At 74.5% G+C, this 19927-nt stretch carries 24 protein-coding genes and 1 pseudogene; 14 read left to right on the top strand and 11 right to left on the bottom strand.

What is annotated here, in order from left to right; all coding sequences use genetic code 11:
* Window positions 1-23: 23 nt before the first annotated feature.
* The 7 genes and pseudogenes from CMS_RS04585 to CMS_RS04570 all read right to left on the bottom strand — a co-directional run bounded on the left by CMS_RS04585 (window position 24) and on the right by CMS_RS04570 (window position 4054).
* Complete coding sequence (locus tag CMS_RS04585) at window positions 24-908, bottom strand: N-acetylglucosamine-6-phosphate deacetylase (RefSeq protein ID WP_049791892.1); 885 nt, start codon at window positions 906-908, stop codon at window positions 24-26.
* A 54-nt stretch (window positions 909-962) separates the two neighbouring features.
* The gene (locus CMS_RS16175; protein ID WP_049791891.1) at window positions 963-1181 is read right to left on the bottom strand and encodes a hypothetical protein; all 219 of its coding nucleotides are present in this window, start codon (window positions 1179-1181) and stop codon (window positions 963-965) included.
* Window positions 1181-1966: a glucosamine-6-phosphate deaminase gene (gene nagB, locus CMS_RS17760; RefSeq protein WP_041464404.1), complete on the bottom strand. Its 786-nt coding sequence runs from the start codon at window positions 1964-1966 to the stop codon at window positions 1181-1183. Before nagB ends, CMS_RS16175 begins: the two co-directional genes overlap by 1 nt.
* A complete protein-coding gene (locus CMS_RS17550) occupies window positions 1966-2196 on the bottom strand; it encodes a glucose PTS transporter subunit EIIB (RefSeq protein WP_198433879.1) in 231 nt (76 codons plus the stop codon). The genes nagB and CMS_RS17550 overlap by 1 nt, the downstream gene beginning before the upstream one ends.
* A 379-nt stretch (window positions 2197-2575) precedes the next feature.
* Window positions 2576-3337, bottom strand: a pseudogene (locus tag CMS_RS17755) (PTS transporter subunit EIIC); the annotation flags it as partial.
* Complete coding sequence (locus CMS_RS17545; RefSeq protein WP_198433871.1) at window positions 3334-3522, bottom strand: hypothetical protein; 189 nt, start codon at window positions 3520-3522, stop codon at window positions 3334-3336. The gene CMS_RS17545 and the pseudogene CMS_RS17755, both read right to left, overlap by 4 nt.
* 82 nt (window positions 3523-3604) lie before the next feature.
* On the bottom strand, window positions 3605-4054 hold the full coding sequence (locus tag CMS_RS04570) for a PTS sugar transporter subunit IIA (RefSeq protein WP_041464403.1): 450 nt from the start codon (window positions 4052-4054) through the stop codon (window positions 3605-3607).
* Between the two features lie 164 nt (window positions 4055-4218).
* On the opposite strand from CMS_RS04570, the gene CMS_RS04565 reads away from it, so the two are divergent.
* Window positions 4219-4971, top strand: coding sequence for a GntR family transcriptional regulator (locus CMS_RS04565; RefSeq protein WP_012298327.1), 753 nt, complete (start codon window positions 4219-4221; stop codon window positions 4969-4971).
* 26 nt (window positions 4972-4997) lie between these two features.
* On the opposite strand, the gene CMS_RS04560 is transcribed toward CMS_RS04565, so the two are convergent.
* On the bottom strand, window positions 4998-5390 hold the full coding sequence (locus CMS_RS04560) for a hypothetical protein (RefSeq protein ID WP_012298326.1): 393 nt from the start codon (window positions 5388-5390) through the stop codon (window positions 4998-5000).
* 249 nt (window positions 5391-5639) lie between these two features.
* On the opposite strand from CMS_RS04560, the gene CMS_RS04555 reads away from it, so the two are divergent.
* Complete coding sequence (locus tag CMS_RS04555; protein WP_012298325.1) at window positions 5640-6182, top strand: hypothetical protein; 543 nt, start codon at window positions 5640-5642, stop codon at window positions 6180-6182.
* Here CMS_RS04555 and CMS_RS04550 read toward each other — a convergent pair.
* Entirely contained in the window at window positions 6179-7141 is a 963-nt protein-coding gene (locus CMS_RS04550) for an IS481 family transposase (RefSeq protein ID WP_012298324.1), read from the bottom strand. The genes CMS_RS04555 and CMS_RS04550 overlap by 4 nt on opposite strands.
* Window positions 7142-7467: 326 nt before the next feature.
* Between CMS_RS04550 and CMS_RS04545 the strand changes: the two genes are divergently transcribed.
* From CMS_RS04545 to CMS_RS04490, 12 genes are all read left to right on the top strand, one after another.
* Entirely contained in the window at window positions 7468-8409 is a 942-nt protein-coding gene (locus tag CMS_RS04545) for a ferritin-like domain-containing protein (protein ID WP_012298323.1), read from the top strand.
* A gap of 161 nt (window positions 8410-8570) precedes the next feature.
* On the top strand, window positions 8571-9752 hold the full coding sequence (locus CMS_RS04540; RefSeq protein ID WP_012298322.1) for a helix-turn-helix transcriptional regulator: 1182 nt from the start codon (window positions 8571-8573) through the stop codon (window positions 9750-9752).
* A gap of 203 nt (window positions 9753-9955) precedes the next feature.
* A complete protein-coding gene (locus CMS_RS04535) occupies window positions 9956-10297 on the top strand; it encodes an Asp23/Gls24 family envelope stress response protein (protein WP_041464402.1) in 342 nt (113 codons plus the stop codon).
* The gene (locus CMS_RS04530; protein ID WP_012298320.1) at window positions 10294-10482 is read left to right on the top strand and encodes a DUF2273 domain-containing protein; all 189 of its coding nucleotides are present in this window, start codon (window positions 10294-10296) and stop codon (window positions 10480-10482) included. The genes CMS_RS04535 and CMS_RS04530 overlap by 4 nt, the downstream gene beginning before the upstream one ends.
* Complete coding sequence (locus tag CMS_RS04525) at window positions 10479-10853, top strand: hypothetical protein (protein WP_012298319.1); 375 nt, start codon at window positions 10479-10481, stop codon at window positions 10851-10853. The genes CMS_RS04530 and CMS_RS04525 overlap by 4 nt, the downstream gene beginning before the upstream one ends.
* Entirely contained in the window at window positions 10850-11428 is a 579-nt protein-coding gene (locus CMS_RS04520; protein ID WP_041464401.1) for a hypothetical protein, read from the top strand. The genes CMS_RS04525 and CMS_RS04520 overlap by 4 nt, the downstream gene beginning before the upstream one ends.
* Window positions 11425-12030: a hypothetical protein gene (locus tag CMS_RS04515; protein WP_012298317.1), complete on the top strand. Its 606-nt coding sequence runs from the start codon at window positions 11425-11427 to the stop codon at window positions 12028-12030. Before CMS_RS04520 ends, CMS_RS04515 begins: the two co-directional genes overlap by 4 nt.
* A gap of 180 nt (window positions 12031-12210) precedes the next feature.
* Complete coding sequence (locus tag CMS_RS04510; protein WP_012298316.1) at window positions 12211-12576, top strand: phage holin family protein; 366 nt, start codon at window positions 12211-12213, stop codon at window positions 12574-12576.
* 230 nt (window positions 12577-12806) lie between these two features.
* A complete protein-coding gene (locus CMS_RS04505; protein ID WP_012298315.1) occupies window positions 12807-14069 on the top strand; it encodes a glycoside hydrolase domain-containing protein in 1263 nt (420 codons plus the stop codon).
* Between the two features lie 93 nt (window positions 14070-14162).
* Window positions 14163-15575, top strand: coding sequence for a serine hydrolase (locus CMS_RS04500; protein ID WP_086935889.1), 1413 nt, complete (start codon window positions 14163-14165; stop codon window positions 15573-15575).
* Window positions 15576-15611: 36 nt separating this feature from the next.
* Entirely contained in the window at window positions 15612-16016 is a 405-nt protein-coding gene (locus CMS_RS04495; RefSeq protein ID WP_012298313.1) for a hypothetical protein, read from the top strand.
* Window positions 16009-17820 (top strand): DUF2207 domain-containing protein, encoded by a 1812-nt coding sequence (locus CMS_RS04490; RefSeq protein WP_012298312.1) that lies wholly within the window; start codon window positions 16009-16011, stop codon window positions 17818-17820. The genes CMS_RS04495 and CMS_RS04490 overlap by 8 nt, the downstream gene beginning before the upstream one ends.
* 44 nt (window positions 17821-17864) lie before the next feature.
* Here CMS_RS04490 and CMS_RS04485 read toward each other — a convergent pair whose 3' ends face one another.
* On the bottom strand, window positions 17865-18719 hold the full coding sequence (locus CMS_RS04485) for a GNAT family N-acetyltransferase (RefSeq protein ID WP_223842727.1): 855 nt from the start codon (window positions 18717-18719) through the stop codon (window positions 17865-17867).
* A complete protein-coding gene (locus CMS_RS04480) occupies window positions 18716-19924 on the bottom strand; it encodes a dipeptidase (protein ID WP_012298310.1) in 1209 nt (402 codons plus the stop codon). Before CMS_RS04480 ends, CMS_RS04485 begins: the two co-directional genes overlap by 4 nt.
* Window positions 19925-19927 lie beyond the last annotated feature (3 nt).

Genomic DNA, 19927 nt, shown 5'->3' with positions numbered 1-19927 from the left:
GCCGGCCCGCCGGTCGCTGCGGCTCAGCCGACGGGAGGGCGGATCGCCTCTCCCGCGATCCACACCGCCGACGGCTGCCACGCGGCGTCCCACCACACCAGGTCGGCGGCCGCTCCCGCGGCGACGTGGCCGATGTCGGCGCGCCCGAGCGAGCGCGCGGCGTTCTCGGTGCACGCGCCGAGGATGCGCGCCGGATCCAGTCCCGCGGCGATCATGCGCCGCACCCCCTCGTCGAGCACCACGCCCGCTCCCGCGATCGTGCCGTCGCGCCGGCGGCCCAGGCCGGAGTCGTCGTTGGCGACGGGCTGACCGCCGAACTCGTGCCACTCCCCGGGCTCCCGCCCGGCGGTCACGATGGCGTCGGTCACCCCGACCATGCGCCGGCCGGCCGCGCTCATCACGAGCGACACGACGCGGGGGTCGAGGTGCTGGCCGTCGATGATCGTCCCGACGAAGAAGCGCTCGTCGGTGAGGACCGCGCCCGGCACGCCGGGTTCCCGGTGCTTGAGGGGGCGCTGCGCGTTGAACACGTGCGTGGTCATGGTCGCGCCCGCATCGCCAGCGGCGCGCACCTGGGCCGCGGTGGCGTCGCTGTGGCCGACGGACACGACGCAGCCCTCCCCGACCAGCCGCCGCGTCGCCTCCACGGCGCCCGGCAGCTCGGGGGCGAGCGTGACCGTGCGCAGCGCGGCGCGAGCCGCCGGGTCCGCGAGCAGCGCGTCGACGTGGGCGGGGGTCGGGAGGAGCATGCGCTCCACGCGATGCGCGCCCTTGCGCGCGGGCGAGATGAAGGGGCCCTCGAGGTGGGCGCCGAGGATCCGGGCCATCGGCTCGCCGGCGAAGTCGCCCTGGGCCCGCCCGACGCGGGTGAGGGCGGTCACGATCTCGGGCAGCGGCGCGGTGATCACGGTCGGCTCGACCCCCGTGACGCCGCGCGAGGCGAGCCCGGCGAGGAGCGTCCGTCAGCCCGCGCTGTCCGCGGACGCGACGTCGACGCCGAACGAGCCGTTGACCTGGAGATCCAGCAGGCCCGCGCTGAGCGTCCCGTCGACCAGGTCGTGGTCGACGACCTCGTCCCCCGTCGCCGGGTGGACGGCCGTGATCCGCCCCGCCGCGACGTCGACGACGACCGGCCCCGTGAACGCGCCGTCGACGAGGGCCCGGGCGGCGCGCAGCCGCATCAGAGGCCCTGCCCGGCCGGCTTGCCCGCGAAGGTGTCGCGGTAGTGGTCGACGAATTCGAGCTCGGCCGCGGCCTCCTCGTCGACGACCACCGTGGCGTGCGGATGCAGCTGGAGGACCGACGCGGGCCAGCGCGCCGACAGCGCCCCCTCGACGGCCGCGCGCACGGCAGGCGCCTTGGCCCGACCGAAGCCGAGCAGGATCGCGTGCCGGCTGTCGAGGATCGTCGCGAGCCCCTGGGTGAGGCACTGCGTGGGCACGCGATCGACGTCGCCGCCGAAGAAGCGCGCGTTGTCCCGGCGGGTCCGGGGCGTGAGGGTCTTGAGACGCGTGCGGCTGCCGAGGCTCGACATCGGCATGTTGAAGGCCAGGTGCCCGTCGGTGCCGATGCCGAGGATCTGCAGGTCGATCCCGCCGGCCTCCCGGATGGCGCGCTCGTAGGCGGGGCCCGCATCCAGGGGGTCGGATCCGGCGTCGCCCGGCCCGAGGATCGCGTCGGGGGCGAAGTCGACGTGCCGCTCGAGCTCCTCCGCGATGAAGGCGCGGTACCGCTCGGGGTGCCCGTCGGGCAGCCCCACGTACTCGTCGAGGAGGAAGGCCCGTGCCCGCGCGAAGCTCAGCCCCTCCTCCCGGTGGCGGCGGATGAGCTCCCAGTAGAGCGGCAGGGGCGTCGAGCCGGTCGCGAGGCCGAGCACCGCGTCCGGCCGGCGCTCGAGCAGCGCGCGGTAGGCGTCGGCGACGAGCGGGGCGGCGTCCTCCGCGGTCGGGACGACGACGACCTCCATCAGATGGCCTCGCGCATCGCGTCCTTCAGCGACTCCGCGCGCGGGCCGAAGACGGCCTGGACGTTGTCGCCGACCTCGATCACGCCGGCGGCGCCGAGCTCCTTGAGGCGCGCGTGGTCGACGAGCGTGCGGTCCGCGACCTCGACGCGCAGGCGCGTGATGCACGCGTCGACGAGGACGAGGTTGTCGCGCCCACCGAAGGCCTGGATCAGCCGCTCGGCGGTGGGCACCGACGCGGCGGCGTCGGGGGCCGCGGCCGGAGGGGCGGATGCAGCGCCCGCGGCATCCGCGTCCGCCTCGGCAGGGGCGGGGGGCGGCCCCGTCGACGGGCGCCGCCACGTCCTCCCGGCCCGGCGTGCGCAGGTTCCACCGCTTGATGACGAGGCGGAAGAGCACGTAGTAGACCGCGAAGTACACCACGCCCATGATGACGAGCAGCCCGATGTTCTTGGCCGCGGGGGCGGTGCCGTAGAGCAGCAGGTCGAACAGGCCCGCCGAGAACGAGAACCCGAGGTGGATGTCGAGCAGGTTCGCGATCGCGAGCGAGAGCCCGGTGAGCAGGGCGTGCACGACGTACAGCGGGAAGGCCGCGAACATGAACGCGAACTCCAAGGGCTCGGTGACGCCGGTGAGGAAGGCCGTGAGACCCGCCGCGCCGAGGATCCCGATGGCCGCCTTGCGCTGCGCCGGGTTCGACAGGTGGATCATCGCCAGCGCCGCGGCGGGGAGCCCGAACATGAGCACCGGGTAGAAGCCCGAGGTGAGCGCGCCGGCCGTCGGATCCCCCGCGGCGAAGCGCGTCAGCTCGCCCGTGACGACGCTGCCGTCGCCCTTCGTGTAGGAGCCCTGGAGGAACCACACGTAGGAGTTGAGGATGTGGTGCAGGCCCACGGGGATCAGCATCCGGTTGGTGAAGCCGTACACGAACGCGCCGAGCGCGCCGGTGCCGCCGATGAAGGCGCCGAGCCCCGCGAGGCCCAGGTCGAAGACCGGGTACGCGTAGCTCAGGCCGAACCCGATGACGAGGCTCACGAGCGAGACGATGATCGGCACGAACCGGCGGCCGCCGAAGAAGCCCAGGTAGGAGGGCAGCTGGATGGTGTGGTACCGGTCGAACAGCCAGGCGGTGACGAGGCCCACGACGATCCCGCCGAAGACGCTGTAGTCGATCTCCACCTGCGCGCCGGCGACCGTGGTCTGGCCGGCGAGCACCACCGGCGACATGACCGTGAAGACGTTGGAGAGCACGAGGTAGCCGACGACCGCCGAGAGCGCGGTCGAGCCGTCGGCCTTCTTGGCGAACCCGATGGCGACGCCCACGGCGAAGAGGAGCGCCAGGTTGTCGAACAGCGCGCCGCCCGCGGCGCTCATGGCCTGGAAGAACGGGCCGATGACGGGCAGGTCGATGCGGCCGAGCAGGTCGGCTGCCCGACCCTGAGCAGGATCCCGGCGGCGGGCAGCACCGCGATCGGGAGCATCAGGCTCTTGCCGAGGCGCTGCATCTGGGCGAAGCCCGGGATGGTGCGTCGACGACGCGGCGGTGCGGTGGCGGTCATGGGTCCTCTTTCGCGGGGGCTCCGGTGATGGGTGGGACGGCGGATCTGCGGGCCGACCGGGCGGGCGGCCGTCTCGGGCGGGTCAGACGGAGAGCAGGGGCGAGCCGGGGAGCAGGGCGGCCCCCTCGTCCACGAGCACGCGGACGTCCTCCGCCGGACGCTCGAGCACGATGACGGGGACGACGCTGGAGAGGCCGGCGGCGAGGATCGCGGGGACGTCGTAGGCGATGACGGGGGCACCCGCGGCGACGCGGTCGCCCTTCGCGGCGAAGGCCGTGAAGCCCGCACCCGCGAGGCCGACGGTCTCGATGCCGAGGTGGACGAGCACGGCGAGGCCGTCGTCGGCCACGACGACGAAGGCGTGCGGGAAGACCTGCAGGAGGGTGCCCTCGATGGGGGCGACCACGTCGACGAGCTCGACGGGCGGCGTGATCGCCACCCCGGGGCCCATCGCCCCCGCGGCGAAGAGCGCATCGGGCACGGACGGCAGGGGCAGGGCGACCCCCACGAGCGGGGACAGGACATGGACCACGGGGACTCCTCGCAGGGGATGGATCACTGGTATGCACCAGAGCCGTGCATCTAGAGTCGGTGCGACGGAGATCCCCCACACGACGGGACGCACGGCTGGAACTGGTACGTACCGGTGAAGGTACGTCGTGCCGCCCCGTCGTGTCAACGACGAGAGGCGCGCCCATGCCCCGACCCCGCGACGCCGCCGCCGCCCGGACCGCCATCGTCACGCCGGGTCCGGTCCCCAAGCACGCCCAGCTGCGGGCGATCCTCCTCGCCGACATCGGCAGCGCGTGGCCCGCCCACACCGCCATCCCGTCGGAGCGGGAGCTCGCGATGACCCATGACGTGAGCCGCGCGACCGTGCGCCAGGCAATCCGTCAGCTCATCGAGGAACAGCGGCTGCACACGGTCCAGGGGAAGGGCACGTTCGTGGCCGGGGAGCGGATCCAGTCGCAGCTGCACCTCGCCTCGTTCACCGAGGACATGCGGCGGCGCGGGATGGTGGCGACCACCCTCGTGCGCCATGCCCGGATGGGCGTCCCGCCGCTCGAGGCCCGCGCCGCCCTGGGCCTCGACGAGGGCGAGCCCGCGTGGTCGATCGAGCGGCTGCGGCTGGCCAACGGCACCCCCATGGCCCTCGAGGTCGGCTGGTACTCCGCGCGCGTGGCGCCGGACCTCGGCGACCACGACCTCAGCGCCTCGCTGTACGGCGTGCTCGCCGAGCGGTACGGCGTGCACATCGACGGCGCCGAGCAGACGGTGTGGGCCGACGCCGCGGATGCAGACACCGCCGAGGCACTGGAGGTGACCCCGGGGGCGTCGACCCTGGTGTTCCGCCGCACATCCCGCGCGGGCGGGACGCCCGTCGAGCACGTGACGTCGTGGTACCGCGGCGACCGCTACCAGGTGCACATGGCGCTCACGGGCGACTGACCCGCGGTTGCGCGGTTGCGCCTACCCTAGTTGAGCGCCTCGCCGCCCGTGGTGAGCGGCTCGGCCGAACTGGGGGTCAGCGCGAGGGCGAGGCCCGAGAGGCCGATGCCGAAGAACAGGAAGTCGTCGACGATCGTGAAGCCGGTGGGCGTGAGGCCGCCGAGCTCGGGGTCGAGGAGGCTGAGTACGCCCATGAGCGTGTAGAGGCCGCCGAACGCCACGAGCGTGGCGCGGATCATCCCCGGCGGGGCCTGCCGGGTGCCGACGAACAGCAGCACGCCCGCGCTCAGCAGGTAGAGGACGTCGACGAAGAAGTCGACGTTGAGGACGCCGAGCATGTGCGACCCCTCGATGAAGAGCCCCACGAACCCGTGGCCGCCGAGCACGGCCGCGACCATCACCATCCACGCCTTGCCCATGATCCGGTTCCCCTCGATGCGGGACGCGCCGCTCGACGGTCCTCTTCTCCAGAGAACCGGGCTCGGCGGGGCGTGCCAAGGGCGGGCACCGGGACTCCCAGCCTCCGTTGAGGTCCCGCCGACCGGCCGGCCCGCCGGGGACCCTGGACATCCGCCGACCACCCACACACTGCTCGATCCCCGGCGTAGCGTCCGACGGACACGACATCGGCCGGCCCACGAGCCGACCTCGACGACTCGGAGGAGCACATGTCAGAACGCAACACCGTCATCCGGAGCATGCACGACCTCGGCCTCGCGGCCTGGTTCGGCGGATCCCTCATGGGCGCGGTCGGCCTCAACGGCGCCGCGGCCGCCGCGAAGCAGCCGCAGGAGCGCCTGCGCCTCTCGTCCATCGGCTGGGCGAAGTGGGCGCCCGTGCAGCTCGCCGCCCTCGGCGCGCACGCCGTCGGCGGGCTCGGCCTGATCTACGCGAACAAGGGCCGCCTCGCTGCCCAGGGCGAGGCCCGCAGCAACACGAAGGTCAAGGCCGTCCTGACCATCGCCGCAGCCGGCACGACGCTCTACTCGGCGCTCGTCGGCGGACGCATGGCCAAGCACGCGGACGAGGCCCCTCAGGGCACGACCGAGCCCGGCGCCGGCGTCTCGGACGAGCTGGCCAGCGCCCAGAAGCAGCAGAAGCTCCTGCAGTGGGCGATCCCCGCGCTCACCGCGGTGCTCGTGGTCCTCGCCGCCCAGCAGGGCGAGCAGCAGCGCCCCGTCGCCGGCTGGATCGACCGCTTCAAGAACTAGCTGTAGTTCCCAGTGAGGTTGTGAACGCGTTCGGCGGGCGTGAGTCCGCCGATGCCGGTGTGGGGGCGGTGGTGGTTGTAGTGATGCAGCCAGGCGTCGTAGGTCGCGGCGCGGGCCTCGTCGGTGCGATAGGGATGGGCGTAGGCCCACTCGGTGGCGAGGGTGCGGTTGAAGCGCTCGACCTTCCCGTTCGTCTGGGGCCGGTAGGGGCGGGTGCGTGTGTGGGCGATGGTGCCGAGCGCCTCGGTGAAGGCGTGGGAGCGGTAGCAGGAGCCGTTGTCCGTCAGGACACGGATCACGGTGATGCCCGCGGCGGTGAAGAACGCGTTCGCGCGGGCCCAGAACGCGGCAGCGGTCTCCTTGCGCTCGTCGGTGAGGATCTCGGAGTACGCGAGTCGGGAGTGGTCATCCACGGCGTGATGCAGGAACGCGTACCCCCGCCCGGTCCGGGGAGTGTTCCTCCGGCCGGCCGCTCTGCCGAGGACTCGGTGCCCGCCGCCGTCCGGGATACGGCCGAGCTTCTTGATGTCGACGTGGACCAGATCTCCCGGTGAGGAGTGCTCGTAACGTCGCGCGGGCGAGCGTCGGACGGGGAGTCCCGTCGCGGAATCCAGGTGCGTGAGCAACGGCATCCGGTAGCGACGGAGGACCCGCTCGACCGTGGAACGGGGGATACGCAGGTGGTAGCTGATGCGGTGCGGGCCCCACCGGCGAGTGAATCTCAGCGCGACGATCCGCCGCTCCCGACGCTGACTCGTGCGGGTCGGTTGCCGGTGCGGGCGGGATGAGCGGTCCGTCATCGGCAACCCGGCCCGATACCGGCGAGCCCATCTCGACGCCGTCGCCGGCGAGCACTGGAACCTCTCCGCCGCACGCCGGACCGGCCACCCGTCCTCGATGATCAACCGGGCAAGCCGAAGCCTGCCCGCAGGAGTGAACGGGGCGTTAGCGTGAGTCACGAAGACCTCCGGTGATGACGTGTGCTTGGTAACTCACATCGTCCCGGAGGTCTTCGCTATCCGCCCCAGCGTTCACAACCTCCCGAGGAACTACAACTAGCCACGACGCACGGACGACGGCGGGGTGCCCACGGGCGCCCCGCCGTCGTGCCGTCCGGCCCCACCCCCGGACGCGGGCCCTGGCCCCGCATACCGGTAGCCCGGGGACGAATCCCAGCACCACGCGTGCCCTCAGGCATTGCGCACGACCGGATACGGGCGGATCGTGAGCACCGCGGATGCCCATGGACGAGCCATGCGCACCGCCGACCTCCTCGGAGCGTGCCATGTTCGACAGGAAGTTCATCAGCCAGGCCATCGACAGGAGCGCGCAGTCGCCCCTCGACCGTCGCCGCTTCTTCAGCGCAGCGGGAGTAGCCGGTCTCGGCGTCGGCGCCGCGGCCCTCATCCCCGCGACCGGCGCCCAGGCCGCCGACGCGCAGGCCGAGGCCGACGCAGGTGCCGTCACGGACGCCGCCGTCCTCAACTTCGCCCTCAACCTCGAGTACCTCGAGGCCGAGTTCTACCTCCGCGCCGTGACCGGCAACGGCCTCGTCCCGAACGACACCACGGGCGTCGGCACCCTCGGGGCCGTCACGGGCGGCCGCGCGGTCCAGTTCAAGGACTACGCGATCCGCCAGTACGCCTACGAGATCGCGCAGGACGAGAAGGCGCACGTCAAGTTCCTGCGCGCGGCGCTCGGCTCGGCGAAGGTCGCGCGTCCCGCGATCGACCTGGACGCCACGTTCACGGCCGCGGCCCAGGCCGCCGGCCTCATCAAGGCGGGCGAGAAGTTCGACGCGTTCGCCAACCAGGAGAACTTCCTGCTGGCCTCGTTCATCTTCGAGGACGTCGGGGTCACGGCCTACAAGGGCGCCGCGCCCCTCATCACCAACAAGACCTACCTCGAGGCGGCCGCGGGGATCCTGGCGGTCGAGGCGTACCACGCGGGCATCATCCGCTCGCAGCTGTTCGCCCGGGGCCTCGCGGCACCCGCGAATGCCATCTCGAACGCGCGCGACTCGCTCGACGGGCGCACCGACCTCGACCAGGGGATCACGGTCTCGGGCGGCGCGAACCTCGTGCCCACGGACGCGAACGGCATCGCCTTCAGCCGCACCACCGGCCAGGTCCTCAACATCGTGTACCTGAACAGCAAGGCCGTGAACCGCGGCGGGTTCTACCCGGCCGGCATCAACGGCAGCATCACCACGAGCGCCGCGAACTAGCGGCAGCAGGCGGGTCGGGGCGCCGTCGAGGCGCCCCGCCCTGTCCCGTCCGGCCCGGCGGCCGGACGGGCATCTCGCCATCGGAGCGTGACGAACGCCCCGCCGGGAACGTCCACTCCATGACACGCGATCGGATCCCGGTCGCGCAGGACGGAGGATCCATGAGCACCGCAACCGCGCCCGACGGGCGCCACCGCGTCGCGACCCCCCTGCACGCGCTGCCCGCGCTGGACGACGAGCGGGCCGACGGCGACATGCTGCCGGGCACGACCCGATCCGTCCCCCGCACCCACCCGCACGACGGCGACGCGACCGTCGACACCATCGCGCCCCACGAGGGCGGCGCGCGCGCCGACGAGCGCACCGCGGACCTCGCCGACTGGGCCGCGGAGGCCCCGGCACCCGCGCTCCGCCGCGGCCACATGGCCGGCACCGACGTCGACGAGGCCGTCGCGCGCTACACCGCCCTGTACCCGGGCACCGACTTCCGCGCCGCGAAGGGCCCGGGCGACTTCTCGTACCGGTACTCCTTCGTCGGCGACGAGAACGTGACGCTCCGCTCGTCGGTCTTCCCCGCCGAGCACTGGGGCCGGATGCCCGTGCTGCCCGAGTACGTCGTCGCCTGGTGGCGCGAGGGATCCGGCGCCGTCGACCTCGGCTCGCACGAGGTGCGCTCGAGCGGATCCCGTCCCTTCCTCCTGCCCTCCGGCCGCTCCTTCAGCTTCCGCTCCGAGCCCTCGGTGCAGAACCTCGTGCACATCGACGCCACCTTCCTCGAGGAGACCGCGGCCGAGCTGCACGAGGGCCGCTCGCGCCCGCTCGTCTTCGACCACACCCGCCCGCCGACGCCCGAGCAGACCGCAGCGTGGCGGCGCGCCGTCGGCGAGGCGAGCCCCGTGCTGCAGGACGCGACGTCGAGCCCGCTGCTGCGGATGCAGGCGGGCCTCCTGGTCGCGCGCGCCACCCTCCAGCTGTTCCCGTGGCACGACGTGCCGTTCAGCGCGGAGATGCGCGCGCCGCGCATGAGCGCCGTCCGCGCCGCCATCGAGTACCTGCACCACCACGCCGACCGGCCGATCACCCCGGCGGACGCGGCCCGGGCCGCGGGGATCAGCACGCGCGTGCTCCAGCTCGCCGTGCGGCGCTACGAGGACACGACCCCGAGCGCGTTGCTGCGTGGGATCCGGCTCGACCGCGTGCGCGCCGAGCTCCGTGACGCGACGCCCACCACGACCACCGTGCGCGCCGTCGCCGAGCAGTGGGGCTTCGGCCACCTCGGCCGGTTCGCGGCCTCGTACGCGGAGCGCTTCGGCGAGCTGCCGAGCGCGACGCTGCGCGGCTGAGGGGCGCCGGGCGGTATCCGCTCCCGCCCCGATCCGTGTCCGGCAGGCGAAGCGCCACGCGCGCTCCCTGGGAGTCGCCTGAACCGCGTGCCGAACCGGTCGGTCCATGCGTCTGAATGACGAAGCGGGATCGCGAGGCACCCTCGGATCCGCGCCACGCAGCTGCACCACCATCACCTTCCGAACACCACGAGAGAGACACCATGTCGAGCATCACCCCCACGTCCGCTTCCACCGGCGTCACCGGCACCGGCTCCACCGGCGGCAAGAACACCATCGCCGACGGCGTCGTGGAGAAGGTCGCCGGCATCGCGGCCCGCCAGGTCCCCGGCGTCCACGACCTCGGCAACGGCGCGGCCCGTGCCGTCGGCGCGATCCGCAACGTGATCGGCCAGCAGGACCGCGGCCAGGGCATCTCCGTCGAGGTCGGCGAGACCCAGGTCGTCGGCATGGAGGTCACCGAGGTCAACGTCACGATCACCGACGTGAACCTGCCGTCTGACAAGTCGTCCGACGACGACGCGGCCGAGAAGCGCGTCCAGTGACCCCCACGACCACGGGCCTCCTCGTCGGCGCGGTCCTCGCGCTCTCCGGGCTCGCATTCGGCTTCGGCGGCTTCCTCCTCGTCCTGATCTTCATGGCCGCGGGCTTCGGCGTCGGCCGCGTCCTCGAGGGCAAGCTGGACGTCCGCGGCCTCGCCGACGCCCTCCGCGGGCGCCGGTCGTCGTGAGCGCCGCGATCGCGGCCCCCGGGACGCCCGGCACCGCGACGCAGGCGACCCGCGGCCGCACCACGATCACGTCGCGCGCCGTGCGCCGCGTCGTCTCGGCCGTCACCGCGGACGCCCTCGAGGTGCCCGCGACCGACGTCTCCGTGACGCTGACGGACGCCGGCGGCAAGCTCACCGTCGAGGCGCGCACCCCCATCCGCGTCCCCGCCCTCTCGGACCGCCCGGTCCGCGAGGGGACGCTGGTGGAGCGCCTCATCCGCGCGCAGACCGAGGTCCGCGACCGCGTGCTCGGCCTCACGGGGTCCACCGTGGGCCGGGTCGACCTGCGGATCACGGGCGCGCGCATCCAGGAACGCAGGAGGGTCTCATGAGCACCGACAGCACCTACCGCCGCCTCGTGCGGCGGGAGACGCACTCGTCGCGCGCCGGGATCGCCATCACACTCGCCGTGCTGCTGATCCTCGTGCTCGCCTGGCTCGGCACCGAGTCGGTCCTCGCGGCCATCGGCTCCGCCCCGCTGCTCCTGGCCCCGGCCGACCTCGCGTCGGCCACCCTCGACGCCGCATCGGCCCCGGCCGGCGCCCTCGTCGCGGTCGGCGTCGCCGTGGCGGTCGTCGGGCTCGTCCTCGTCATCGTGGGCATCACGCCCGGCAGCCGCGGCCGCCGCGGCGGGAGCGTGGGACGCACCGCGGCCGTCGTCGACGACCGCGTCATCGCCCGATCCGTCGCCCTCACCGCGAGCTACGCGGGCGAGGTGTCGCCCGACCAGGTCGACGTCTCGGTCTCGAAGCGCCAGGTGCTCGTCCGGCTCACGCCCTCCTCGGGGTACACGCCGGACAAGGCCGCCATCGAGCAGGCCGTTCGCGCCGAGCTCGACGGATACGACTACACGCCGAAGCTCACCGCCAAGGTGACGCTCGCGAAGGACGGGAAGGTGGGCTCATGACCAGCACGAACAGGGCGCTGAACCGCCTCCTCGTCATCGTGGTCGGGCTCGTCCTCATCGCCGCGGGCGTCGCCCTCGGCGCGGGCAGCCTCCTGCCCGACGTCCAGTCGACGGTCTCCGGCGCCGCATCCGACGCGAAGCAGCCCGTCGCCGACGCGCTCTCCGGCGGGCAGCAGTGGATCCTCTGGGTCGTCGCCCTCGTGGCGCTCGTCCTCATCGTGGTCCTCGCCTGGTTCGCGCTCCGCCAGGGGCACGGCCGCACCGGCACGCTCGTCCGGCTCGAGGGCGGTCGCGACGCGTCCACCCCCACGGGCGGATCCGTCGTCATCGACGCGAAGGTCGCCGAGCAGCTGCTCGGGGACGCCCTCCGCGACGACTCCGCGATCGTCTCCGTCGACGTCACGGCGTTCGAGGTGGCGCGCAGCACCACGCTGCGGGTCACCGCGGTCGCCCGTCGCGGCGTCTCACCCGTCGCGGTCCGCCGCACGGTCGACGAGGCCGTGAGCCGGCTCGACGCGGTGCTCGGCACCGAGGTGCCGGTCGTCATCCAGATCACCGGCGGCCTCCGCTCGAGCATGTCGAGCGAGACCCGCCTGGCCTGATCCATCCCGCGGCCGCCCCGGTACGGATCCTCCGCGATCCGGGCCGGGGCGGCCGTCTGCCCGCCCCCTCCCCTGCACGAGAGAAGAGAACGACCATGACCGACGACGACAGCTCGTCCCGCGGCGGCTGGCTGGGCGGATCCTTCGCCCAGAAGGCCATCGACCCCCCTGCTCCGCGCGGTGCGCGCCGAGATCGACTCCGCCAAGCGCGAGATCGGCGAGCGCGCCCGGTCCGCCCGCTCGGGCGCCATCATGCTCGGCGCGGGCGTCGCGCTCGCGCTCGTGTCGCTCGGGCTCCTCGCCGCGGTGATCGTGGCGCTGCTGCTCGCGCTGCCGCTGTGGGCGGCGACGCTCATCACGCTGGCGCTGTTCGGGATCGCGACCGCGGTCGTCGTGCGGGTCGGCCTCTCGCGGCTCTCCCGCGGGGTGCCGCCCGTGCCGTCGGACACCATGCACCACGCGCGCGAGCGCATGCGCCCGGGCGACCGCGGCGCGGGCGACGACGGATCCGACGGGCCCGCGGGATCCGCGCCCGCCGCCAGCTGACGCCCGCCCCCACCGCGTCGCACCACCGCACGCCCGCCGCCCGCCCCCCCTGTGGATGCCGGGCGGCGTCGCGCGCGGGCCTCACGTATGGTGTCCGTTCACGCCCGCTCGGCCCGGCGGCACCACGCGTCGCCATCAGGCCGTCGGACAACCGCAGACCGCCGTCCTCCGGACGACCGTGCCGCTCCGCGGACCGGTCTGCTCGGCGGCCAGGCATGGGAGGCACACCGATGAACCTGTCCCGACGCTCCGTCCTGTCCCGACGCTCCGTCCTGTCCCGACGCTCCGTCCTGGGCGGCGCCCTCGCCGCCGTCCCCGTCGCCCTCGTCGCCGCGGGTCCCGCGCACGCCGACGACGCCACCACCCCCGCGACCCCGATCCCCGAGGTCCCACTCGCGTCCAACGGCCGCCCGGTCGTCCGCGACATCCAGAAGCAGCTCGTCGCGCGCTACGGCGCCCGCACGGGCTTCCCCGCCGTCACCACCGACGGCGTGTGGACGGGCGACTCCCACAAGGTCCTCATCCACGCGCTCCAGCTCGAGATCGGCATCGACGAGGCCACGGCCAACGGCGTCATGGGGCCGCTCACGCGCGCAGCGCTGCAGAAGCAGGCGACGCTCACCGTGGGATCCGCCGACACCACCGGCTACCTCGTGCACCTGCTCCAGGCGTCGCTCGTGGTCATGAGCACGTGGGACGGGCCGGTCGACGGCACCTTCTCCGCCGAGCAGGGCGTGCGCATCAGCCAGTTCCAGCGCACGGTGGCGCTCCCCGAGACCGGTCGCGGCGACTACCGCACGTGGGCCGCGCTCCTCGCCAGCAACGGCGACCCCACGCGTCCGGGCACCGCGGCGGACGGCATCACCGTCATCACGCCCGAGCGCGCGAAGACCCTGAAGGACGCCGGCTACACGATCGTCGGCCGCTACCTCACGAACTCCGACCGGCCGGACGCGCTCGAGAAGCGCATCGTGGACGGCGAGCTCGATGCCATCTTCGCGGGCGGCCTGAAGGTCGTCCCGATCTTCCAGGAGGGCGGCACCGACACCACGTACTTCTCGTACGGCCTCGGGGTGCGCGCGGCCGGCCGGGCCGACGACGCGGCCCGCCGCCTCGGCTTCCTGCCGGGCACACCCATCTACTACGCGGTCGACTTCGACGCGACGGGCGACGAGGTCGAGACGTACCTCGCGCCGTACTTCCGCGGGATCCACGACGAGCTCCGCCGCCGCGGCAGCTCCTACCGCGTGGGCGTGTACGCCGGCCGCCGCATCTGCCGCACGCTCGCCGCCGCGCACCTCACCGAGCTCAGCTACGTGGCCGACATGTCCACCGGCTGGGGCGCGAACCTCGGCGTCAAGATCCCGGAGAACTGGGCCTTCGACCAGATCCTCGAGCACACGATCGGCACGGGCGACGGGGCGATCGGCATCGACACGAACATCGTCTCCGGTCGCGACGCGGGCCAGAGCCGAGTCGAGCCGCGCGGCTGATCCCACCCCGCCACGAGGCGACCCACGGGGCCGCCCGGACGATTCCCCCTCCTGGGGGACGCCCGGGCGGCCCTATTCGTGTCGGATGGACGCATGCCCGCGTCACCGCACCGACCGACCCGCCCATCCCGCCGATCCCGCGTCGCGATCGCCCTCGCCGCCGTGACCGCGCTGGCGACCGCGTGCTCGGCGTCCCCCGGAGATCCCGCCACGCCCGCGACCATCGCCGAGCCCGTGGTGCTGCCGTCGTCGCCCGTCGGCCAGCAGGCGCAGTGGCTGCTCGACACGGTGAACGCCGACGACGCGGTGCCCGTGCAGGAGACCGGCGAGCGGCTCGCGCAGGTGATGCTCGACGCGGCGCCCGCGGAGGAGCTGGCGGGCGTGCTGGAGCAGGTGCGCGGCGGCCGCCCGTGGACCGCGACCGCGCACGAGGAGCAGGGCGGGCAGTCCGTGACCACCATCGCGAGCGAGGGGGCCGGGACCTTCGACATGCAGGTCGCCGTCGACGACGCGGGGCTCATCGCGGGCCTGTTCTTCGGCGAGCCGGAGGGCGACCGGGAGCCCGCGACCAGCTGGGCGGAGCTCGAGGAGCAGGCAGCGGCGCTCGGCGGCGACGTGTCGCTCACGGTCACGCGGGCCTCCGACGGGGAGCTCGGCGAGCGGATCCTCGAGGTGCTGCCCGACGGCGTCGCGGCGACCGAGGCGCGGCCCATCGGATCCATCTTCAAGCTCTACGTCCTGGGCGCGCTCGTGCAGGCGGTGGAGGAGGACCGCATCGGCTGGGACGACCCGCTCACCGTGACCGACGACGTCCGCAGCCTCCCCTCCGGCGAGCTGCAGGACGCCCCGACCGGCACCGTCGTCAGCGTGCGCGAGGCCGCGGGGAAGATGATCTCCATCAGCGACAACACGGCAACCGACATGGTCATCCGGGCCGTCGGGCGGGAGCGCGTGGAGGCGGCGCTCGCGGACCTCGGCCACTCGGATCCGCCGCGCAACGTGCCGCTCCCGACCACGCGCGACCTCTTCCGCGTCGGCTGGCAGGACGACGGCGCCCTGCGCGCCGAGTGGGCGGACGGCGACGCGACCGAGCGGCGCGCGCTCCTCGACGCTCTGCCCGGCGGCCTCATCGACGTCCACGTCACCGCGGTCACGGACGTCGTGTGGACCGACGGCGTCGACTGGTTCGCGACCCCCGACGACATCGCCCGCGCGCACCTGCGCCTCGCCGAGCTCGCGGAGACGCCCGCCGGGGAGCCCGTGCGCGGGATCCTCGCGGCCAACCCCGGCCTGCCCGAGCCGGAGCGCTTCGACCACGTGGCGTTCAAGGGCGGCAGCTCGGTGGGCACGCTCGCGCTCGCGTACCTCGTGGAGGACGGCGACGACGCGTGGACCGTGGTCGTGCAGGCCGCGGCGCGGGAGGCGTCCGGGCTCGAGCGGCAGTCGGCCTACGCGGGCCTGGCCACCGACGCCGCGGCCCTGCTGGCGGGCGGATCCCGTGGTTGACTCCGAGTGCGGCGGGGGCCGCGCGAGGGGAGCACGATGACGAGCGCTGGCGCATCCGGCACGGGGGACGACGAGGGCGACCGCGGCCGGGACCAGGGCGACGACCCAGCCGTCGCCGCCGAGGTCCTCGAGGCCGTGCTCGAACCCGGGCCGCGGCGGCCCGTGCGGCGGGCGGTGCGTGCGATCGGCGCCATCGCGCTCGCGGTCGTCGGCGGGGATGTCGGCGGCCTCGGCCGGGAGGCGCAGCTCGTCGTGCGGCGGATCGACACGGGCCGGGAGGTCCTGCGCACGGACGCCGGCGACCTCGACGAGGCGGACCGGCTGCTGCAGCGCGTGCGGCTCGACCTCGAGACCCGCAGCGTCCGCGAGTTCGTCGCGGACTGGCGGCTGGTCGACGCCGGGCCGAGCTCGGGCTCGAGCACGGGAGCGACCGGTGGGTGAGCGCACGGGGATCCGCGCCGGCCGAGCCACCCGGATCCGCCTCGCCGTCGTCGCCGCGCTGCTGGCCGCTCTCGCGATCCCGTTCGGCCTCGCCACCCCGGCGAACGCCGACGTTGACGACTTCTCCTTCCGCTCGTTTGACGCCGACTACCGCCTGTCGGCCGACGCGGACGGCCGCTCGGTGCTCCGCACCACCGAGACGCTCGTGGCCGAGTTCCCCGACCGGGACCAGAACCGGGGGATCCGCCGCGAGCTCGTGGAGGACTACGACGGCCACCCGACCGGCCTCCGGGTGCTCTCCGTGACCGACGGATCCGGCACGCCGCGCGCGTACGAGACCGACTCGGACGACGGCGCGCTGGTCCTCACCATCGCCGACGACGACGCGTACGTGCGCGGCGAGCAGGCCTACGTCATCGAGTACGAGCAGCACGACGTGACCCGCGCCTACGCCGACACGGACGCCGACGAGTTCTACTGGGACGTCAACGGCCTCGGCTGGGAGCAGCCGTTCGGGCGCGTGTCGGCGACCGTCGAGATCGCGCCGGAACTCGTCCCGCGGCTCACGGGCGGCGCGGACGCGGCCGCCGGACCCGCGGGCGCGGACGGGCCCGCGGAGATCACCCGCACCGACGCCGGCTTCGTCGCGACCGCGACCGACCTCGGGCCGCGCGAGAACCTCAGCCTCTCCATCGGGTTCGCGCCCGGCACGTTCACGCCGCGCGACTCGTCGTTCCTCGCCGCGCCCTGGCCGGGCCTCTCCCTCGCGGGAGCGCTGCTGGCGCTGGCCGCCGCCGCGGGCGCCCTCGTGCTGCGTCGCCGGCGCCTCGCCGACGCGCCCGGCCGCGGCACCATCGTCGCCCAGTACGACCCGCCCGCGGGCGTCGGCGTGCTGGTCTCCTCCGTGATCTCCGGGAACGCGGCGCGCGCGACCACCGCGCTCCTGCTCGACCTCGCGGTGCGCGGGGCGATGCGGATCCTGGAGCAGGACGGCGGCCGGAAGCCGGCGTTCTCGCTGGAGCTCGTGGATCCGTCGCGCGTCACCGACCCGGACGAGCGGCGCTTCGTCGCCGCGGTCTTCGGCGACGGCGCGGGGGGCGGCGCCGTCAAGGACCTGAAGCGCACCGACACGAAGGTGGCGACGCGGATCCAGAAGCTGATGGCCGGGATCACGAAGCGCACCGTGGCGGACGGCCTGCGGAAGCCGCTGCCGGTGGGCGCGATCACGCTGCTGCTGGTGGCCGCGTCGCTCGGCATGGTCGCCGCGATCGCCTTCGCTGTGCTGTCGCTCACGCAGGCGTACGGCGGGCCGGTCGTGATCGCGTTCCTCGTCGTGGGCGTGCTCGCGACGGCGGTGGCGATCGTCGCGCTCGTGAAGCACCCGCTCACCGAGCGCGGCGTGGCGCTGCGCGACCACCTGGCGGGGCTCCGCGAGTTCATCCGGCTGGCCGAGGCCGACCGGATCCGCATGCTGCAGTCGCCCGATGGCGCCGAGCGGCAGGACCTCCCGCGCGACGACCGCGACGTGCTGCGCCTCACCGAGGAGCTGCTGCCGTACGCCGCCATGTTCGGCCAGGAGCGCGAGTGGGCCGACGAGCTCGGCCGCCGCTACGAGCACGCGCGGGACCGGCCGGGCTGGTACGCCGGACAGACGCCGTTCGCGCCCGCTGCCTTCGCGTCGAGCCTCGGCTCGGTGTCCTCCAGCATGCACGGCGCGTACTCCGGCTCGAGCTCGAGCGGCGGATCCTCGGGAGGCACGACCTCCGGCGGCGGCGGTGGAGGAGGCGGGGGCGGCGGGGTCTGAGGCCGACGGGCGTCAGGCGCGCAACGCGTCAGGCGCGCGCCGCGTCAGGCGCGCGCCGCGCGGGCCCAGTACTCGTAGCGCGACACCGGCGCGAAGCCGAGGCCGGCGTAGAGCGCCCGGGCGCCCGCGTTCTCCTCGACGACCTGGAGCCAGAGCGCGGTGACGCCGCGATCGCGTCCGGCGTCGACCGCGGCCGCCATCGCCGCGCGGGACAGGCCGCGGCGTCGCGCCTCGGGCCGGGTCGCGACGGCGAAGAGGCCGCCCCAGCCGTCGACGAGGGCCAGCCGGGCGGTGGCGAGGACGCGGACTGCGGATCCGTCGGCGGCGGCGCGCTCGCGGACCGCGGCGTAGACGGCCGGGCCGCGCTCGAGGATCCGGCGCGCGACGGCGGCCTCCGCGGATCCGCCGCGGCCGTCGACGCTCCACCACGCGTCGAGCCAGGCGTCGTCGGGGGCGTCCGCGATCGTGACCTCGAGCGCGGGATCGATCGGCGCCGCCGCCGCGAGCCGGGCGCCGACCGCGGCCGGGTCCGCCACCTGCACGAGCGTGCGGGCGTCGGGCGCGTAGCCGCGGGCCGCGAGCCGCGCCGCGAGGTCCGCCGGCTCGGAGGCGGGCGACACCTGCACGCACGCGTCGATGCCGTGGGCGCGCGCGAACGCCTCGGTCGCGTCGAGCGCGGCGTCGGGATCCGCCACGGGACCGGCCGGCAGCGCCGAGTTCGCGCGCTTCGTCACTCCCCCGGCCGCGCGCAGGATCCACCCGCCGTGCCGCTCGCGGTGCTCGGCCGGCCAGCCGCGGTCGGCGAGGTCGTCCAGCAGGGAGGCGGCGGCATGCGGATCCATCCGGCGCACGGCGGCGGCGGACGGAGCGGCGGATCCGGCAGCCGGGCCCGCGCTCACGCCAGCGCCCCCGCGTCCGCGTCCGCGCGCGACACGTCGTCGTCCGCGTCGGCGGCCCGCAGCACGCGCAACGCGTTGCCGCCCGCGAGCGCGCGGAGGTCGTCGTCCGACCAGCCGCGCTCGGCGAGCGCCGCGATGAGCGCGGGGTAGCGCGACACGTCGTCGAGCCCGTCGGGCGTGCAGTCGACGCCGTCGTAGTCGCCGCCGAGGCCCACGTGCCGGGGCCCGGCGACCTCGCGGATCCGCTCCACGTGCCGCACGACGTCGGCCAGCGTCGCGCGCGGCCGCTCCCCGGGCCGGCGGGCGGCGACGGCCTGCACGCCCTCGTGGTCACGCGGATCCACGCCCTCCGACACGGCCAGCGCCAGCGTCTCGTCGTGCCACGCAGCCACCGCGGGCGACACGAACTGCGGCACGAACGTGGCCATGCAGACGCCGCCGTTCGCGGGCAGCGCGGCGAGCACGTCGTCGGGCACGTTCCGCGGCACGTCGCACTCGGCGCGCGCCCCGGAGTGCGAGAACAGCACCGGCCGGCGGGCGATCCGCAGCGCGTGCCGCATCACGTCGGCCGACACGTGCGAGAGGTCGACGAGCATGCCGATCCGCTCCATCTCGGCGACGACCCGCTCGCCGGATGCGCTCAGGCCGTGGTGCACGGGTGCGTCGGTGGCCGAGTCGGCCCAGGCCACGTTCGCGTTGTGCGTGAGGGTCATGTACCGGACGCCGAGCGCGCGCATCGTGCGGAGCGCGCCGAGGGATCCGCCGATCGAGTGGCCGCCCTCCATGCCGAGCAGCGACGCGACGCGGCCGGAGGCGACGACGCGGTCCACGTCGTCGGCCGTCACGGCGAGCGCGAGCCGATCGGGGTGCGCGGCGACGAGGCGGCGCACGACGTCGATCTGCTCGATGGTCGAGCGCACCGGGTCGATCCCGGGCAGGTTTGGCACCCACACCGACCAGAACTGGGCAGCCACCCGGCCGCGGGCGAGCCGCGGCAGGTCGGTGTGCAGGCCGGGCACGGCATCCTCCACCGCGAGGCGCGCGATCACGTCGTCGGCGACGGACGCGCTCGGCCCGCCCTCCCGCACCGCGCGTTCGCGGAGCGCCCACACGAGGTCGTCGTGGCCGTCGACGATCCCCTGCGCGTCGAGGATCCGCGCGACGCGGTCGGCCAGCGCGGTCGAGGGGGCGGGTGCGTCCGTCATCCG

The organism is Clavibacter sepedonicus, assembly GCF_000069225.1.
In the GTDB taxonomy this organism is placed as follows: Bacteria; Actinomycetota; Actinomycetes; order Actinomycetales; family Microbacteriaceae; genus Clavibacter; species Clavibacter sepedonicus.
This window is presented reverse-complemented; position numbering and strand designations above follow the sequence as displayed.